Source organism: Brucella cytisi (assembly GCF_038433355.1).
Taxonomy (GTDB): domain Bacteria; phylum Pseudomonadota; class Alphaproteobacteria; order Rhizobiales; family Rhizobiaceae; genus Brucella; species Brucella cytisi.
The window spans coordinates 21,223-39,080 of record NZ_JBCAUP010000030.1 but is presented as its reverse complement, the minus strand read 5'-3'; the positions used below and the strand labels follow the sequence as shown (position 1 = coordinate 39,080).

Below are 17,858 nucleotides of genomic sequence, written 5' to 3'. Positions count from 1 at the left end.
TCAAACACCTTGATTCGCCTACACAATACCCTTCCGGCGAATCCACGTGAAGCATCTTGCACGCAAAAAGAAAGACCGGGCGGTTTGTCAACCGCCCGGTCTCAACATGTAGTGCAATACTTAACGTATGGTTAATACCTGTAGTGTTCCGACTTGAACGGGCCCTGTGGAGTGACCCCGATATAGGCAGCCTGTTCCTCAGAAAGCACAGTCAGCTTGGCACCGAGCTTGTCGAGATGTAGGCGTGCGACCTTCTCGTCGAGATGTTTCGGCAGCACATAGACTTCATTCTTGTAGGCGTCGGTGCGGGTAAAGAGCTCGATCTGGCCCAGAACCTGATTGGTGAACGAAGCCGACATGACGAAGCTCGGATGGCCGGTTGCATTGCCCAGATTGAGCAGGCGACCTTCGGAAAGCAGGATGATGCGCTTGCCGTCCGGGAATTCGATCAGGTCGACCTGCGGCTTGACATTGGTCCATTTCAGGTTGCGGAGTGCCGCCACCTGAATTTCGTTGTCGAAGTGACCGATATTACCGACGATCGCCATGTCCTTGAACTTGCGCATATGGTCGATGGTGATCACGTCCTTGTTGCCGGTCGTGGTCACGATGATATCGGCTGTAGAAGCGGCATCGTCGAGGGTTACGACTTCGAAACCATCCATTGCAGCCTGAAGTGCGCAGATCGGATCGACTTCGGTAACCTTCACGCGTGCGCCTGCGCCGGCGAGCGACTGGGCGGAGCCTTTGCCGACATCGCCATAACCGCACACGACGGCAACCTTGCCAGCCATCATGACATCGGTGCCGCGACGAATGCCGTCGACGAGCGATTCCTTGCAGCCGTACTTGTTGTCGAATTTCGACTTGGTGACGCTGTCATTGACGTTGATGGCCGGGAAGGGCAGGAGGCCCTTCTTCTGCAGCTGGTAAAGACGGTTGACGCCGGTGGTGGTTTCTTCCGTCACGCCCTTGATGGCGTCGCGCTGGCGCGTGAAGAAGCCCGGCGTCGCAGCCATACGCTTCTTGATCTGCGCGAAAAGCACTTCCTCTTCTTCCGAACCGGGGTTCGACAGAACGTCCTCGCCTGCTTCGGCGCGCGCACCGATGAGGATGTACATGGTGGCGTCACCGCCATCGTCGAGGATCATATTGGACGGTTCGCCGTCCGGCCACTGGAATATCTGGTCGGTATAGGTCCAGTATTCTTCAAGGGTTTCGCCCTTGATGGCGAAAACCGGCGTGCCAGTGGCGGCAATCGCGGCAGCCGCATGATCCTGCGTCGAGAAAATGTTGCAGGAGGCCCAGCGGACCTCAGCGCCCAGCGCCTGCAGAGTTTCGATCAGAACGCCGGTCTGGATCGTCATATGCAGCGATCCGGAAATGCGTGCGCCCTTCAGCGGCTGCGACTTGCCGAATTCCTCGCGGGCGGCCATCAGGCCCGGCATTTCGGTTTCTGCGATATCGAGTTCCTTGCGGCCCCAATCGGCCAGGCTAAGATCCTTGACGACAAAATCTTGGCTTGCGGTCATCGCGTGCTCCAACAAAAGGCAGTTCCAGCTCGATAAAGATGTAATCAGCGGCCGGGATTGCATTCCAATATGGGGCGGCTTTCCACACGGGAAAGCGCTCCGGCTGCCGCCTTGACTAGCAGATCGCAGCCAGAAGCACAACGCAATATAAAGAAATCTTTATACGTGCATATCAGGCGGGTTTGTCGAATACGGGATCGATGACCCTCAAAGGAAGGTCGACCTGTAATATTTCGAGCATGTGGCGAAACTCGGCAACGGGATAGGCTTCGCTTTCCGTGACAAGGGCAACTGTGCAACCAGAGCCGCCTTCGGGTTGCGGGAGTGCAGCGATCACGTCATCCGCCGGATCAAGAAACTGCCAGCCGGGACGGGCCGTTTCGAAAAACGGTCTGAGCCATGGCAGATGGGTGCTGGAAAGTGTCAGCGTGTCGATGAGAGGGTAGCTGGCAGCAATGTCATCGCAGAATGCGGCGACCTTTTGCGCGGTCTCATCCGGTTGTCGAAGAAAAGCGCCATTTTCCACCAGCTCCACCATCGCAGACGCGTTGATCAGAGCGACATCACCTGGGTTATCGGTCTGTGTTCGAACAAAATCTGCAAGTTCTTCGCTCTCGATCATCGAACGCACCCCCATAACGGCAACCTTGCCGCTGTGGCTCGTCGCAAGGGCAGTGCGTACCGGCGGTGCCACACCGTAAACCGGTACGGCGAACTCGCTTTTCAATGTGTCGAGGACCATGATCGAGGGCGCATTGGAAGCAAGGACAATTGTTTGAGCGCCAAGGCTTGTGAGGTATTGGATCGTGCTGCGCATGATGGAAAGCAGCTGATCGCGGCTTTTGGCGCCATAGGGGAAACTGGCCCGATCAGCAAAATAGATGATGTCGCGCTGCGGCTGGCTGCGCCTGATCAGTTCAACCAGAGCATAACTGCCGATCCCTGCATCAAAAACGGCCACCGGATCGTTGAGACCATCCACGGCGGCCACAGTCTTGTTCTTCAGCATTCTTCGCCGAACTTGTCGGCGATGAGTGTCTGCAAGGCTTCCAACACGGCATCGGCCTGTTCACCGGAGGCACTAACGTCGATGCAGCAGCCGGGTGACGCGGCGAGCATCATCAGTCCCATGATCGAGGTGCCGCCAACGGTCATGCCGTCCTTGCTCACGCGGACATGCGCATTGTAACCATCGACCAGCTGCACGAACTTGGCCGAAGCGCGGGCATGAAGTCCGCGCTTGTTGATGATCTCGAAGGATCGGGAAACTGCAGTTTCGGGTTCGTATTCACCGGTAACGGGCACGCTGGAGTGCATGAATTACTTTCCTGTCAGGACCTGGCTCGCAACATTGATATATTTGCGCCCCGCATCCTGCGCCTCACGCAGGGCTGTCTTGATGTCGCCCCCGATGCGGACGCTCGACAGCTTGATAAGCATCGGCAGATTGACACCTGCGATGACTTCGACCTTGCCTTCCTTCATGACGGAAATGGCGAGATTGGACGGTGTACCACCGAACATATCGGTCAGGATGATGACCCCGCTGCCATTATCGGCGCGTTCCACCGCATCAACGATATCCCGCCGACGCTGTTCCATATCGTCTTCGGCACCGATGCAAACGGTCTCGAAATTGTCTTGCGGCCCGACTACATGCTCAACAGCATGCAAAAACTCTTCGGCCAACCTTCCGTGCGTGACAAGCACGAGTCCGATCATACTATAAAAGCTCCCGTCGCGTGCCCGCCGCATCACCCCGCCAGAGTGTCAGATGGCACTGAAACCACGCCGGAAAAGCGCCGGCGAGTTGTGCATCTTGGCAGCGCAAATCTTGATAGCAAGTGAAAAATTTCCACGCTACCACTAAAAAAGCAAAATGCCGCAGCGCTGTGAAATATTAGCCGATTCGTAACGAAGCCTGTTTCAGCCCTCGGAGGAGGGCCATTTTTCATAGAACAAGGTGGCTTCGATGGCCCGCGAAAGCGCGTTGGAATCGCCATTCGACGACAAAGCCGGCAAAAGAAGCCGGGGCAGTGAGATGCCCTCGAATTCCCACATTTCACCGCTCGGATAGCGTTCGGCCTCGTCACGATCCACAAGCCGGACGACGAGATAAAGCGGAGCGGCCTCCGCAAAAGCGACCTTGAAAAGCCCCGCGCCGCGAATCTCCACGCCACCAGCAAGGGCGGCTGGAACGCTGGCGATCAGCCTGCCGCTTTCGACGTGAAGCAATGTGCGGTCGTCAGCGACGAGTGAAGCGACCTCTCCACGAAGGAGGGCTCTTTCCACAAGTGTCAGCGCAAGTTCGGTCTTGCCCGCGCCGGAACGCCCCATGATCATGACACCGCGGCCTTGAACCTGAAGCGTGGTCGCATGAAGCCCGCTTTTTTCCTCTTCAGGCGTCATGGGCTTGCAGGCAGGTCGACGATGAAGCGCGCACCCTTGAACTGGTCGGGCCTTGCCGGATCGACAATATTCTCTGCAGTCAGCGTGCCGCCATGCGCTTCTATGATCTGGCGGCTGATCGAAAGGCCGAGGCCGGAATTTTGGCCGAAAGCCTCCGAGGCCGGACGGTCCGTATAGAATCGCTCGAAAATGCGCTCGATATTCTCGATCGGAATGCCTGGACCATTATCCTCGACAAGCACGCGCAAGCGACTGCCTTCGCCACTCAGCGACACGACGATGCGGCCTGTATCGTCCGGCACGAAAGAACGGGCATTTTCAATCAGATTGCTCACCACCTGACCGAGACGCAGATCGTGACCGGCAACATAGAAACCCTTCTTTCCGGCAGGCAGTTTGCCGGTATCGAAGACGATTTCCGTTCCGACCTTGTTGCGGCGCACTTCGCGCGCTGCCGTTACGAGATTGGTCAGAAGCGTCTTCATGTCGACGCGGTCGATATGTTCGCGCGCAAGTTCCGCATCGAGACGCGAAGCGTCGGAAATATCGGTAATCAGGCGGTCGAGGCGGCGAACGTCGTGCTGGATGATATCGAGAAGCCGCTTGCGCGATTCTTCGGTCTTGGCGAGCGGCAGGGTTTCGACAGCGCTGCGCAGCGAGGTGAGGGGGTTCTTCAACTCGTGGCTGACATCGGCGGCAAAGCTTTCGATGGCTTCGATACGGGTATAGAGCGAATCGGTCATTTCGCGGATCGACGTGGAAAGATGGCCGACCTCATCCTGACGTTCGGAGAAATCGGGAATTTCCACACGGCTCTTCACACCATGGCGAACGCGGTCTGCCGCAGCAGAAAGCTTGCGCAGCGGGCTTGCAATCGTCGATGCGAGGAAAAGCGACAGAATGACCATGACCAGAGAAACGACGCCGAACACGCGGAAAACCGCCATGCGCTCACCCTGCACGATCTTGTCGATATCGTCGCCTTCAGTGGAGAGCAGGAGTACACCCAATATTGCACGCGAGCGCTGGATCGGGACGGCAACCGAAACGACCAGCTCGCCCTTTTCATTGCGTCGCTGCGCTGTTTGCGGCGAACCGGCCAGCGCCTTGACGATTTCCGGATAGGCAAGGCCGTTACCGCCCGGCTGTTCCTGATAGACCGGCAGGCCTCCACCATAGAACAGATGCGAAATCCACGTCCCGGCCCGTTCCCAGATGGTCGGCGTCTCTTCCTCGATCGGCGGCAGGTCGTAGCGAAGTACAGGCCCCGCCGAAGGGAAGCTTGGTGAATAGAGTGCGCGCGAATCGAGCAACATATTGGCGTAGCGATCATAGATGCGCGCCCGCGTGCTCGTCGGCGAAATCAACCGGCGCAGCAAGGGAGAAACTTTTTCCGGATTGATCGGAAATTCCCAATTGTCGGGCGAATCCGGTGATGGTGTCAGGCTTTGCCCGGCCTGAAGCTCCAGAAGCTTTTCCGGGTCGATCATCAGAGAATTGGTGTCGATGGTCGCCGAAGCCGAGATCGCGCCTGCAATGATCTTGCCTTGCGTCAGCAGGCTTTCGATCTTTGCATCAATCAGCCCCTCACGGAACTGATTCATGTAGAGAATGCCGGAAACAAGAACCGCCAGCGCCGCCAGATTGAGAAACAGGATACGGCGCGTCAGACTCGAGAACAGATATTGGCCAAGAAACTTGCGCAGGGGCGCAAAGAAGCGACGCCAGAACACCGAGCGCTGCCGCCGGGCCCTGCGTTCGCGCAAATCCGATTTCTGGCCGATAAGGCCGTCGTTCCCGGTTTCTGCGACCATGTCGCTCTGTCTGCTCTCATTAAACTACCGCCAGACCTCACGGACTGGCGATATGTAATTATCTATCAAGCCTCGCGGAAGCGATAGCCGACGCCATAGAGCGTTTCGATCATTTCGAAATCGTCGTCAACCGCCTTGAACTTCTTGCGCAGGCGCTTGATATGGCTGTCGATGGTACGATCATCCACATAGACCTGCTCATCATAGGCCGCATCCATGAGGGCGTCACGGCTTTTCACGACGCCCGGACGCTGTGCCAACGAATGAAGAATCAGGAACTCAGTGACCGTCAGCGTTACCGGCTCGCCCTTCCAGGTGCAGGTGTGACGCTCCTGATCCATGACCAGCTGGCCGCGCTCAAGCGATTTCGCCTGCTGTCCGGTCGGCTTGGCCGTGCCGTCGCGTGCGGCAACCCGGCGAAGCACCGCCTTGACGCGCTCGACCAGAAGGCGCTGCGAGAACGGCTTGGTGATGAAATCATCCGCGCCCATCTTGAGGCCGAAAAGCTCGTCGATCTCGTCGTCCTTGGACGTGAGGAAGATGACGGGGAGGTCGGATTTCTGGCGCAGACGGCGCAGAAGCTCCATACCGTCCATGCGCGGCATCTTGATATCGAAGATCGCAAGATTGGGCGGACGCGCCATCAGACCGTCCAGCGCGGACGCGCCATCGGTGTAGGTTTCGACCCGATAGCCTTCCGATTCCAGCGCGATGGACACGGAGGTCAGGATGTTGCGGTCGTCGTCGACCAGCGCAATTGTCTGCGTTGCCGAGGCTTCCTTCATGCGAACCTTTCTCCTTCAACTAAGCCAACCGGAATATCCGGCTGGTGACGTCTTTCAGCCGCCAGAGACTGGCGGGTTATAGATCGAGCGCCTTATTACACATCGATACTAGTATAATGTGCCTGCTTGTGCAGTACAAATTAGGTACAAAATGTGGCGGCACTGGAAGAAGCCGCGAAACGACGCTCTCCGAATCGCGCTTTGGTTAATGCCAGGCCCAATGCCAGCCCGACCTCCATTCCCCGAAACTCACAGCTCATAACGCATAGATTAAACGATTTAAAAAAATTTCAAAAATTTTAAATCGATTAAATATTTGAATTGCCACGATTAATCTGTTTCTGACTGCCATCCTCAGTTTCGCGATCAATCTGGTAGGCGCGAAACGAGACCGATCAATTGTCAAACCATATGGCGGAGACATCATGAGAGAGACCGGCATTCACAACACGGCCACTTCCATTGCCACTTCAGGACTGAAGGAAATCTCCGCAGTCTTTTACAACCTTGGGGCCGCCCGGCTTTATGAGGAAACCGTTCGCCGGGGCGAAGCCGAACTGTCGGCGCAGGGTGCGCTTGTCGCACGCACCGGACAACACACGGGCCGTTCGCCGAAAGACAAGTTCGTCGTCCGCGATGCCGACACGGAAGATCATGTCTGGTGGGACAACAACAAGCCGATGAGCCGCGAAGCCTTCGAGCTGCTCTATGCCGATTTCATCGACCATGCGAAGGGTAAGGAGCTTTTCGTTCAGGATCTCATCGGCGGCGCCGATGCCGACAACAAGATCAATGCCCGCGTCATCACCGAATATGCCTGGCATTCGCTGTTCATTCGCAATCTTCTGATCCGTCCGGAACAGGAAGCGCTCGCTTCCTACGTGCCGGAAATGACGATTATCGACCTGCCATCCTTCAAGGCGGATCCGGAACGCTATGGCGTGCGCACTGAAACCGTGATCGCGGTCGACCTGACCCGCAAGATCGTGCTGATCGGCGGCACCTCCTATGCCGGTGAAATGAAGAAGTCGGTTTTCACCGCACTCAACTACATCCTGCCTGCGAAGGGTGTGATGCCGATGCACTGCTCGGCCAATGAAGGCCCGAACGGCGACACCGCCGTCTTCTTCGGCCTGTCCGGCACCGGCAAGACCACGCTTTCGGCAGATCCGACCCGTACGCTGATCGGCGATGACGAGCACGGCTGGGGTGAACACGGCATCTTCAACTTCGAAGGCGGCTGCTACGCCAAGACCATCCGTCTGTCCGCCGAAGCGGAGCCGGAAATCTACGCGACGACGCAGCGTTTCGGCACGGTGCTGGAAAATGTCGTTCTCGATGAGAACCGCCAGCCGGATTTCGACGACGGCTCGCTGACGGAAAACACCCGCTGCGCCTATCCGCTCGATTTCATCCCGAATGCATCGAAGTCAGGCAAGGGCGGCCAGCCGAAGAACATCATCATGCTCACTGCCGATGCCTTCGGCGTAATGCCTCCGATTGCCAAGCTGACGCCAGCACAGGCGATGTACCACTTCCTGTCCGGCTACACGGCCAAGGTCGCCGGTACTGAAAAGGGCGTGACAGAACCGGAAGCAACCTTCTCGACCTGCTTCGGCGCACCGTTCATGCCGCGCCATCCGTCGGAATATGGCAATCTTCTGCGCAAGCTGATCGCCGAGCACAAGGTCGATTGCTGGCTGGTCAATACCGGCTGGACCGGTGGTGCTTACGGCGTCGGCAAGCGTATGCCGATCAAGGCAACCCGCGCTCTGCTCGCCGCCGCACTTGACGGTTCGCTGAACGATGCCGAATTCCGCATCGATCCGAATTTCGGCTTCGCGGTTCCGGTCGACGTACCGGGTGTGGACACGTCCATTCTCGATCCGCGCTCGACCTGGGCCGACAAGGCTGCCTATGACGCGCAGGCCAAGAAGCTTGTCGACATGTTCGTCACGAATTTCGAGAAATTCGAAAGCCATGTCGATCACGAGGTAAAGGACGCGGCGCCAGCGATCCGTATCGCTGCGGAATAGCTTTTTCTACGCATGTCTTTATCCAAAAACCGGTTCCCACTTTTTGGAGACATGCTTTTACCATCCTGAGGAGGAGGGAGAGCCCGGCTGAAAGGCCGGGTTTTTCTTTTGTATAAGGGATACAAAGCGGTATATCTCCTCGTCATGGAAGAGAACCGGAACATCATCCGCATCACCAATCGCCTGACGATCCGTGAAGACGATCTGGAGGAGAGCTTCATTCGTGCCTCCGGGCCGGGCGGTCAGAACGTCAACAAGGTTTCGACTGCCGTGCAGCTGCGCTTTCACGCCGTGAGAGCAGGCCTGCCGGAAGATATCCTGTCACGGCTCTTCAAGCTTGCCGGACAGAAAGGTACCAAGGACGGAGATATTCTGATCGAGGCCAATCGTTTCCGCACCCAGGAGCGTAACCGCGAGGACGCGCGCGAACGGATGATCGCGCTTATTGCCAAAGCTGCCGAACCACCGCCGCCGCCACGCAAGAAGACCAGGCCCACAAAAGGCTCCGTCGAACGCCGCCTCAAGGCCAAGTCCGGACGATCCGACATCAAGAAGGGCCGCGGCAAGGTTTCTTACGATTAAAGCGCATCCCGAAAAGCGAAGCGGATTTCGGAAAAGATGCGCGTAAAAACAAATGGATAGAGCGGCTCAAACGACTCCGTTTTAACCGAAATCGCTCTAAAACATCCAGACTGCGGGAACAGACGACATGACAATCAATTATCGCGAGCTTGAAACCAGCCACGGTCGCATTGCCATCCATGAAAGCACGGGCGAGGGCATGCCCTTGCTGATGATCCACGGAAACTCCAGTGCGGGCGCCATCTTCGCGCCGCAGCTCGAAGGGGAAATTGGCAGAAACTGGCGGGTGATCGCGCCAGATTTGCCGGGCCATGGCCAATCCGGCGACGCCCTTGATCCGGATCGCAGCTATTCCATGGAAGGCTATGCCGACGCGATGACGGAAGTACTGGCGAAGCTCGGCATTTCGGATGCAGTCGTTTTCGGCTGGTCGCTTGGGGGCCATATCGGCATCGAGATGATTTCACGCTTTCCCGGCATGCGCGGCCTGATGATTACCGGCACGCCGCCTGTAGCGCGTGAGGAAGTTGGGCAAGGATTCAAGAGCGGTCCGGATATGGCACTTGCCGGGCAGGAAGTCTTTTCCGACCGCGATGTCGAATCCTATGCGCGTAGTACCTGCGGCGAACCGTTCGAAGACCAGTTGCTTGAGATTGTCGCCCGCACGGATGGGCGCGCACGGCGCATCATGTTCGAAAAATTTGCAGCCGGAACCGGCGGCAACCAGCGCGATATTGTTGCCGAAGCAAGGCTCCCGATTGCAGTCGTCAACGGTCGCTACGAGCCGTTTGTCGAACTTGATTTCGTCTCGAAAGTCCGTTTCGGCAATATCTGGGAAGGCAGAACCCATGTCATTGACGGAGCAGGGCATGCGCCCTTCCGCGAGACACCAGCCGTCTTCGATGATTATCTGCAGCGCTTCATGCGCGACTGCGCGGCCTGACCCGCTGCAATCACCAAAAGACAAAAGGGCCGGATAACCGGCCCTTTTCATATCTAAGTACTTGTTTCGTCGCATTATCCTACGCAAAACCGCTTCGTACTTTTGCCGGAAATGCTCTAGATTTTTCTCAACGCAACTTCCTCGATCAGATGATCACTGCCCTTGCGCAGGATCAGATCGGCGCGCGGGCGCGTCGGCAGGATATTATCCTTGAGATTCTTCAGGTTGATATTGTTCCACAGCCCTTCGCCAATCGAACGCGCCGCATCTTCCGAAAGCTGCGAATAGCGATGGAAGAAGGATTCCGGATTGACGAAAGCGGTCTCCCGCAGCCGCATGAAGCGGTCGATATACCATTTGTGGATCAGCTGCGATTCCGCATCGATATAGATCGAGAAGTCGAAGAAATCGGAGACGAAGGGCACCATCTTGCCGTCTTCCGGCAGATCGCGCACCTGCAGCACATTGATGCCTTCGAAGATCAGAATATCCGGCTTGTCGACGATCTGATATTCACCCGGCAATACGTCGTAGCTCAGATGCGAATAGAGCGGCGCACGCACCTGGCTCATGCCTGCCTTGATCGCTGACAGAAAGCGTAAGACCGCACCGACATCGTAGCTTTCGGGAAAACCCTTGCGCTCCATCATGTTCTGCTCGCGCAGGACAGCATTGGGGTAGAGAAAACCGTCGGTCGTCACCAGATCGACCTTCGGGCTCGACGGCCAGCGTGCCAGAAGCTCTTTCAGGATACGCGCAGTCGTGGATTTCCCAACCGCAACCGAGCCTGCAATGCCGATGATGAACGGTGTCTTGAACGACTCTTCCATATTGAGGAACTGCTTGCGCTGCTCAAACAGAAGCTGGCTTGCCTCCACATGCGCCGACAGCAATCGCGACAGCGACAGATAGATGCGCCGCACCTCATCGAGATCGATAGGATCGCCCAGCGAGCGCAGCCGTTTGACCTCGTCATAGGTCAGGGTGAGCGGCGTGTCGGCGCGAAAGCCCGCCCATTCCTCAGCCGAAAAGAAACGGTAAGGCGAGTAACGCGACGGCGTTAGCTGGTCCACTTTTTCCCACATATTGTCGCTGCTCTCCCTCAACGCCAATTCTGCACTAGCAGCTTTCAATTCGCTTTGCATTTATGCTTTCGGACGACCGGCCTTTTCCTCAAGACCAGTCTGCGCCGTGCGGCGTTGCAATTCTGCAAGAACCTCATTGAGCGGTACGTCAGCAATCTTGAGCACCACCAGCAGATGATAAAGCAGGTCAGCGCTTTCGGTGACCACTTCCGCGCGGTTGCCCTCAACGGCGGCAATGACCGTTTCCACGGCTTCTTCACCGAGCTTTTTCGCGGCCCGTGTCTGTCCCTTGGCAACAAGGCTTGCAGTATAAGACGAGCCGTCCGTCATGCCGGCACGCTCCGCGACGATGCGTTCAAGGTCGGAAAGTGTGAATTCAGTCATCGGATTTCCTTCAGATTTCTGTAGCGGGATCAGAAAACAGTGCAGTGGACTGATTTCCGCGCGAAGACGGTTCCCACTTTTCCGCGACATGCTGTATTCTCAACGGACCGTATCGAGCCGCATCGGGATGCCAGCTTCGGCCATATAGCGCTTGGCCTCGCCAATCGTATAGGTGCCGAAGTGGAAGATGGATGCTGCGAGAACTGCGGTCGCATGACCGTCACGAATGCCCGCCACCATGTGATCGAGATTGCCGACACCACCTGAAGCGATTACCGGAACGCGCACGCTGTCAGCCACGGCTCGCGTCAGTGCCACGTCGTAACCGGCCTTGGTTCCGTCGCGATCCATCGAGGTCAGCAGGATTTCACCAGCGCCGAGGCTCACCACCTTCTGCGCAAACTCCACCGCGTCGATGCCGGTTGTCTGGCGTCCGCCATGGGTGAAGATTTCCCAACGGTCGGCTTCGCCTTCGCCCGAAACCTTCTTGGCGTCGATGGCAACCACGATGCACTGGTCACCGAATTTGTCAGCAGCTTCTGCAACAAATTCCGGGTTCTTCACCGCAGCCGTGTTGATCGAAACCTTGTCGGCACCGGCCAGCAGCAGCTTGCGAATGTCAGAAACCTGACGCACGCCACCACCAACAGTGAGCGGCATGAAGCACTGTTCCGCTGTACGGGCGACAACATCGAAAATTGTCTCGCGATTGTCTGAAGACGCCGTGATGTCGAGGAAGCACAGTTCGTCCGCGCCCGCCGCATCATAAGCGCGGGCAGCTTCCACCGGATCACCGGCATCGATCAGATCGACAAAGTTCACGCCCTTGACGACGCGTCCGTCTTTCACATCGAGGCACGGTATCACTCTTGCTTTCAGCATGGTTGTCCTCGATCTGCCGCGTCTCTTTTCAGTTTTGCCTGTCCTCGCGGTCCGGCCTTTGCCGGACTGTTCGCTGCGGACAGGCAGGAGCAGCCGTCTTTAACATCGAGGCAAGGAATTACGCGTGCTTTGAGTGTCATACTGCGGCCCTCAACAGAGATAATGCTTCTGCCGGATCGATGCGGCCATCGTAAAGCGCGCGACCGGAAATCGCGCCTTCCAGCTTGCGGGCATCAGGAGCGGCAAGACGTTTAATGTCATCCATCGAGGCGAGGCCGCCCGATGCGATCACCGGGATGGAAACGCTATCTGCCAGGCCGAGCGTCGAATCCCAGTTGATGCCAGCCAGAACGCCGTCGCGATCGATGTCGGTATAGATGATGGCGGCAACGCCTGCGCCTTCAAACTTTTTCGCGAGTTCGATCACGCCCAGTTCAGACGCTTCTGCCCAGCCTTCAACGGCGACATAGCCGCCCTTAGCATCGATGCCGACAGCAACCTGACCCGGAAATGCCTTGCAGGCCTCAATCACCAATGCCGGATCGCGCACGGCGACCGTGCCAAGAATGACGCGGCGCAATCCCTTGGAAAGCCAGTTCTCGATATGCTGGAGCGTGCGGATACCGCCCCCGAGCTGCACCGGATTTTTCGTGGCTTTCAGGATCGCTTCCACAGCCTTGCCGTTGACGCTTTCGCCAGCAAAGGCACCGTTGAGATCAACCACATGCAGCCATTCAAAGCCCTGATCCTCAAAGGCTTTGGCCTGTGCAGCCGGGTCTTCATTATAGACGGTGGCCTGATCCATGTCGCCGAGCTTCAGGCGCACGCATTGACCGTCTTTCAAATCGATGGCGGGAAAAAGGATCATAATGTCAGGGCTTCCATTTCAGGAAATTGGCAATGAGCGAAAGGCCGAGCAGCTGGCTCTTTTCAGGATGGAACTGGGTTCCCACCATATTGTCGCGGCCAACCGTTGCAGTGACATCGCCGCCATATTCAGTAACGGCCAGCACGTCAGCCTTGTTCTTCGCATCGAACATATAGGAATGCACGAAATAGGCGTGCAACCCGTTCTCGCCGGTCTCGATACCTTCGAAGACCGGGTGAGAATGTTTCACGTGAATCCTGTTCCAGCCGATCTGCGGAATTTTCAGCGAAGGATCGGACGGTGTCATTTCACGCACATCGCCCGCAATCCAGCCAAGGCCCTCGGTCACTTCCTTTTCAAGGCCGCGCTCCGACATGAGCTGCATGCCGACACAAATGCCAAGAAAAGGATGTGCCTTCTTCAGAACCACATCTTCCAGCGCTTCCACCATGCCCGGTACGGCATGAAGGCCGCGACGGCAATCGGCATAAGCACCGACGCCCGGAAGCACGATACGGTCAGCCGTCGCCACGCGATCGGCATCCGCCGTCAGTTCTATTTCTGCCGCGATACCGCTCTCATGCGCCGCGCGCTCAAAAGCCTTGGTGGCCGAGCGCAGATTGCCGGAGCCGTAATCGATGATTGCAACACGCATTTTCAGTTCTCTCCGCGATGGCCGACAAACCCGATCGTCGAGCCAAATGAGGAATAGGTGGGACGAGGGGGCTGCTGCGCCCATTCCGGAGCAGGCTTGTCCGCAAGAGAGGTTGCTGGCCAGGCCGCATCTTCAAGGCTGTAGAAATAGCGGATCTCTGCTTCTTCCAGATCGGAGGCATCAATGACCGCTTTTTCGACAAAACCCTGACGCCCGAGCTTGGTGATCTTCCAGTTGACGCCTTCCAGCGCCACAAACAGCGATACCAGCAGGGTCAGAAGCGGAACCGCATCGGCGATGCCAAAGTAAGCTCCGACAAGCCCGAGCAGGATTGTGATGCCCAGAACAGCAAAAGCTTCGAACCACAGACGCTGGGTCAGAAGCCAGACGAAGGGCAAGACCAGCGCCAGTACATGGAATCCGTCGCGCACAAAGACGGCCTTTTCAGCATCTTTACTATCGCTCGGTTCCAGAACGACATATTGCGCCATGACCTGTCCTTCCGTTCGGGACCTATCCCTTTAACGAACCCTTGGTGGAGGGAATTGCATCCTTCTGGCGCGGATCGGTTTCGAGCGCCGTGCGCAGAACCCTAGCCACCGCCTTGAAGATCGATTCCGCAATATGGTGGTTGTTGGCACTATAATGATTGTTGATGTGGAGTGTGATGCCTGCATTCATCGCGAAAGCCTGGAAGAATTCGCGCACCAGCTCGGTATCGAACGTGCCGATCTTGGATGTCGTGAAATTGACGTTCCAGACCAGAAAGGCGCGCCCGGATACATCCACGGCAGCGCCGGTCAGCGTATCGTCCATGGCCAGGTCCATCGAGGCATAGCGCACGATACCGCGGCGCTCGCCCAATGCTTTGGCAATGGCCTGACCGAGCGCAATGCCGGTGTCCTCGACCGTGTGGTGATCGTCGATATGCAGGTCGCCCTTGGCCATGACACGCATATCGATGAGCGAATGTCGGGAAAGCTGCTCCAGCATGTGATCGAAGAAGCCGACACCGGTGGTGATGTCGAACTTGCCAACGCCGTCCAGATCGACGGAAACGGCAATGCTCGTTTCCTTGGTCGAGCGCTCGATGCTTGCCTTGCGGGTGCTTTCTGCAGTCATAAGCTTTCCTCATTCAATAGCTTGGAGGCGTTCTAGAACAGCTTGCCCAGTTTGCCAATTCCTTTTGCCGGTTTGGCAAGCTGCAATTCGGCATTTGCAATTCGTCCGTATGTTCTTAAATATTCTCAGCGAAGCACGATTCATCCGCCAATGGCTGACGGAGCCTGTTTCTCCGATAGATGAAGGGGCACCTGCAATTGCCTTCCGGGATTGCATGTGCCGCCAAAGGAGCATCCATGATCGAACATCATCCCACGACAATTTACGGCACGACCATCGTAACCGTTCGCAAGGGTAACAAGGTCGTTATCGCCGGTGACGGACAGGTTTCGCTCGGCAATACCGTCATGAAGGGCAATGCGCGAAAGGTTCGCCGCATCGGCAAGGGCAATGTGATTGCCGGTTTCGCCGGAGCCACCGCAGACGCCTTCACCCTTCTGGAACGCCTCGAAGCGAAGCTGGAGCAATATCCCGACCAGCTCATGCGCGCTTCGGTCGAACTCGCCAAGGACTGGCGCACCGACCGCTACCTGCGCAAGCTGGAAGCCATGATGCTGGTTGCCGACAGCAAGGTAACGCTGGCGCTGACAGGCACCGGCGACGTGCTTGAACCCGAACATGGCGTCATGGCCATCGGTTCGGGCGGCAATTATGCGCTGGCCGCTGCCCGCGCACTGGTCGATACGGACAAGTCAGCCGAAGAAATCGCCCGCAAGGCGATGGATATCGCCGCCGATATCTGCATCTACACCAACCACAATATCATCGTGGAAAGCCTGGACGCAGAATGAGTTCGCTCGCGCAGGCCTCAAAACCGAGTACGCAACGCTGGGGCCTGGGCGCCCTGATCGTTCTCGCCATACTCGCAGTGCAAGCCTTCTGGCTTTACTTCGACGGGCGGATCGCCATGTGCGAATGCGGGACCATAAAATTATGGTCGGGTTCGCTGATGACCGAAAATTCGCAGCATATATCCGACTGGTATACGCTGTCGCATATCATCCATGGCTTTCTGTTTTACTGGCTGTTCACGGTCATCGCACCCAAAGCCCCGCTCGGCTTGAGACTTGCGGCTGCGGTCGGCATCGAAGCCGTATGGGAACTGGTCGAGAATTCGAACTTCATCATCGAACGCTATCGCGCCAATACGTCCTCGGTGGACTATTTCGGTGACAGCATCGTGAATTCGGTTGCCGACACGGTTGCCGCCCTGATCGGCTTTCTGATCGCAGCCAAACTGCCAACGAAAATAACCGTCGCCATCGCGCTGTTCTTTGAAGTTCTGGCGCTGATCGTCATTCGCGACAATCTTACGCTCAACGTGATCATGCTGCTGCATCCGTTCGAGTTCATCAAGCAGTGGCAAAGTGGGTTATAATTATGAGTAATTTCTCTCCCCGTGAAATCGTCTCCGAACTCGACCGCTTCATCATCGGCCAGAACGACGCCAAGCGCGCGGTCGCTATCGCCCTTCGCAATCGCTGGCGCCGCCAGCAGCTCGAAGGCCAGATGCGCGAAGAGGTCATGCCGAAAAACATCCTGATGATCGGACCGACCGGCGTCGGCAAGACGGAAATTTCCCGCCGCCTCGCAAAGCTGGCCGGTGCGCCTTTCGTCAAGGTGGAAGCGACCAAGTTCACCGAAGTCGGCTATGTCGGCCGTGACGTCGAGCAGATCGTCCGCGATCTCGTCGAAGTTGCCATCACGCTCGTCCGTGAAAAGCGTCGCGACGATGTGAAGGCCAAGGCGCATCTCAATGCGGAAGAACGCGTGCTAGATGCACTGGTCGGCAAGACCGCCAGCCCCGCCACGCGTGACAGCTTCCGCAAGAAGCTGCGCAATGGCGAAATGGACGACAAGGAAATAGAAATCGAGGTCGCCGACACCGGTTCCGGCCCAAGCTTTGAAATTCCGGGCATGCCGGGCGCCAATATTGGTGTCATGAACCTGTCCGATATGCTGGGAAAGGCCATGGGCGGGCGCACCAAGACGCGCAAGACCACGGTGAAGGATTCCTATCCGATCCTGATCAACGATGAATCCGACAAGCTTCTGGATCAGGACCAGATCGTTCAGGAAGCGCTTCGCGTCACCGAAGACGAAGGCATTGTGTTCATCGACGAGATCGACAAGATCGCATCGCGGGAAGGCGGTATGGGTGCCGGTGTGTCGCGCGAAGGCGTGCAGCGCGATCTGCTGCCGCTGGTCGAAGGCACGACCGTTGCGACCAAATACGGGCCGGTGAAGACCGACCACGTGTTGTTTATCGCATCCGGTGCGTTTCACGTATCCAAGCCGTCCGATCTTCTGCCGGAACTGCAGGGCCGTCTGCCGATCCGTGTCGAGCTCAATGCGCTGACACGCGAAGATTTCCGCCGCATCCTGACGGAGACCGAAGCAAGCCTGATCAAGCAGTACATCGCACTGATGGAGACGGAAGAGGTGAAGCTCGAAATCACCGATGACGCCATCGACGCTCTGGCCGATATCGCTGTCGATCTCAATGCGACGGTTGAAAACATCGGTGCGCGCCGGTTGCAGACGGTGATGGAACGTGTTCTCGATGAAATTTCATACACCGCGCCCGACAAGACAGGCGCAACTTTCGTCATCGACGCGGCCTATGTAAAGGACAAGATCGGCAGCCTTGCCAAGAACACCGATCTGTCGCGCTTCATCTTGTAAAAGTGGCCATAAAGCCACGGCGCGAGTTCACTTTCGCAAATACTGCAAAAACCCCTCGACTTGCATCGGGGGGTTT

Annotated in this window: 20 protein-coding genes; 6 read left to right on the top strand and 14 right to left on the bottom strand. The window is 57.1% G+C overall.

The genetic code is table 11. From position 1 onward, the window contains the following. Positions 1-131 precede the first annotated feature (131 nt). The 7 genes from ahcY to AAE521_RS22615 form a co-directional block, all read right to left on the bottom strand. Positions 132-1,532, bottom strand: a complete 1,401-nt coding sequence (ahcY, locus tag AAE521_RS22645) for an adenosylhomocysteinase (RefSeq protein WP_342062560.1) — start codon at positions 1,530-1,532, stop codon at positions 132-134. Positions 1,533-1,704: 172 nt separating this feature from the next. Continuing rightward, positions 1,705-2,541: a glutamate racemase gene (locus tag AAE521_RS22640; protein WP_342062559.1), complete on the bottom strand. Its 837-nt coding sequence runs from the start codon at positions 2,539-2,541 to the stop codon at positions 1,705-1,707. After that, positions 2,535-2,849, bottom strand: coding sequence for an HPr family phosphocarrier protein (locus AAE521_RS22635; protein WP_342062558.1), 315 nt, complete (start codon positions 2,847-2,849; stop codon positions 2,535-2,537). The genes AAE521_RS22640 and AAE521_RS22635 overlap by 7 nt, the downstream gene beginning before the upstream one ends. A 3-nt stretch (positions 2,850-2,852) precedes the next feature. Beyond that, positions 2,853-3,254, bottom strand: coding sequence for a PTS sugar transporter subunit IIA (locus tag AAE521_RS22630; protein WP_006472522.1), 402 nt, complete (start codon positions 3,252-3,254; stop codon positions 2,853-2,855). Positions 3,255-3,458: 204 nt separating this feature from the next. Next, positions 3,459-3,941 (bottom strand): HPr kinase/phosphorylase, encoded by a 483-nt coding sequence (locus tag AAE521_RS22625; protein WP_342062557.1) that lies wholly within the window; start codon positions 3,939-3,941, stop codon positions 3,459-3,461. Then, positions 3,938-5,755, bottom strand: a complete 1,818-nt coding sequence (locus AAE521_RS22620; RefSeq protein ID WP_010657678.1) for a stimulus-sensing domain-containing protein — start codon at positions 5,753-5,755, stop codon at positions 3,938-3,940. The genes AAE521_RS22625 and AAE521_RS22620 overlap by 4 nt, the downstream gene beginning before the upstream one ends. Before the next feature lie 65 nt (positions 5,756-5,820). Further along, positions 5,821-6,540, bottom strand: coding sequence for a response regulator transcription factor (locus tag AAE521_RS22615; protein ID WP_006468074.1), 720 nt, complete (start codon positions 6,538-6,540; stop codon positions 5,821-5,823). 425 nt (positions 6,541-6,965) lie between these two features. Between AAE521_RS22615 and AAE521_RS22610 the strand changes: the two genes are divergently transcribed. The 3 genes from AAE521_RS22610 (at position 6,966) to AAE521_RS22600 (ending at position 10,101) form a co-directional block, all read left to right on the top strand. Then, positions 6,966-8,576: a phosphoenolpyruvate carboxykinase gene (locus AAE521_RS22610; protein WP_342062556.1), complete on the top strand. Its 1,611-nt coding sequence runs from the start codon at positions 6,966-6,968 to the stop codon at positions 8,574-8,576. Between the two features lie 144 nt (positions 8,577-8,720). Next, the gene (gene arfB / locus AAE521_RS22605) at positions 8,721-9,158 is read left to right on the top strand and encodes an alternative ribosome rescue aminoacyl-tRNA hydrolase ArfB (RefSeq protein WP_342062555.1); all 438 of its coding nucleotides are present in this window, start codon (positions 8,721-8,723) and stop codon (positions 9,156-9,158) included. Between the two features lie 127 nt (positions 9,159-9,285). After that, complete coding sequence (locus AAE521_RS22600) at positions 9,286-10,101, top strand: alpha/beta fold hydrolase (protein WP_342062554.1); 816 nt, start codon at positions 9,286-9,288, stop codon at positions 10,099-10,101. Positions 10,102-10,217: 116 nt separating this feature from the next. On the opposite strand, the gene coaA is transcribed toward AAE521_RS22600, so the two are convergent. The 7 genes from coaA to hisB all read right to left on the bottom strand — a co-directional run bounded on the left by coaA (position 10,218) and on the right by hisB (position 15,097). Next, the gene (coaA, locus tag AAE521_RS22595) at positions 10,218-11,186 is read right to left on the bottom strand and encodes a type I pantothenate kinase (protein WP_010657674.1); all 969 of its coding nucleotides are present in this window, start codon (positions 11,184-11,186) and stop codon (positions 10,218-10,220) included. Between the two features lie 60 nt (positions 11,187-11,246). Beyond that, complete coding sequence (locus AAE521_RS22590) at positions 11,247-11,570, bottom strand: phosphoribosyl-ATP diphosphatase (RefSeq protein WP_029926298.1); 324 nt, start codon at positions 11,568-11,570, stop codon at positions 11,247-11,249. Positions 11,571-11,669: 99 nt separating this feature from the next. Beyond that, positions 11,670-12,452 carry an imidazole glycerol phosphate synthase subunit HisF gene (gene hisF / locus AAE521_RS22585; RefSeq protein ID WP_342062553.1) on the bottom strand — a complete coding sequence of 261 codons (783 nt, stop codon included), beginning with the start codon at positions 12,450-12,452 and terminating at the stop codon, positions 11,670-11,672. Positions 12,453-12,588: 136 nt separating this feature from the next. Continuing rightward, a complete protein-coding gene (hisA, locus tag AAE521_RS22580; protein ID WP_342062552.1) occupies positions 12,589-13,320 on the bottom strand; it encodes a 1-(5-phosphoribosyl)-5-[(5-phosphoribosylamino)methylideneamino]imidazole-4-carboxamide isomerase in 732 nt (243 codons plus the stop codon). A gap of 4 nt (positions 13,321-13,324) precedes the next feature. Beyond that, entirely contained in the window at positions 13,325-13,975 is a 651-nt protein-coding gene (gene hisH / locus AAE521_RS22575; RefSeq protein WP_125300421.1) for an imidazole glycerol phosphate synthase subunit HisH, read from the bottom strand. Positions 13,976-13,977: 2 nt separating this feature from the next. Next, positions 13,978-14,466, bottom strand: coding sequence for a DUF2628 domain-containing protein (locus AAE521_RS22570; RefSeq protein WP_342062551.1), 489 nt, complete (start codon positions 14,464-14,466; stop codon positions 13,978-13,980). Positions 14,467-14,488: 22 nt separating this feature from the next. Continuing rightward, a complete protein-coding gene (gene hisB / locus AAE521_RS22565; RefSeq protein WP_342062550.1) occupies positions 14,489-15,097 on the bottom strand; it encodes an imidazoleglycerol-phosphate dehydratase HisB in 609 nt (202 codons plus the stop codon). 236 nt (positions 15,098-15,333) lie between these two features. Between hisB and hslV the strand changes: the two genes are divergently transcribed. The 3 genes from hslV to hslU are packed head-to-tail and all read left to right on the top strand — an operon-like array spanning position 15,334 to position 17,782. Next, the gene (hslV, locus tag AAE521_RS22560; protein ID WP_010657667.1) at positions 15,334-15,888 is read left to right on the top strand and encodes an ATP-dependent protease subunit HslV; all 555 of its coding nucleotides are present in this window, start codon (positions 15,334-15,336) and stop codon (positions 15,886-15,888) included. Further along, positions 15,885-16,475 (top strand): DUF2585 domain-containing protein, encoded by a 591-nt coding sequence (locus AAE521_RS22555; protein ID WP_342062549.1) that lies wholly within the window; start codon positions 15,885-15,887, stop codon positions 16,473-16,475. The genes hslV and AAE521_RS22555 overlap by 4 nt, the downstream gene beginning before the upstream one ends. Before the next feature lie 2 nt (positions 16,476-16,477). Continuing rightward, positions 16,478-17,782, top strand: a complete 1,305-nt coding sequence (gene hslU, locus AAE521_RS22550) for an ATP-dependent protease ATPase subunit HslU (protein WP_010657665.1) — start codon at positions 16,478-16,480, stop codon at positions 17,780-17,782. Positions 17,783-17,858 lie beyond the last annotated feature (76 nt).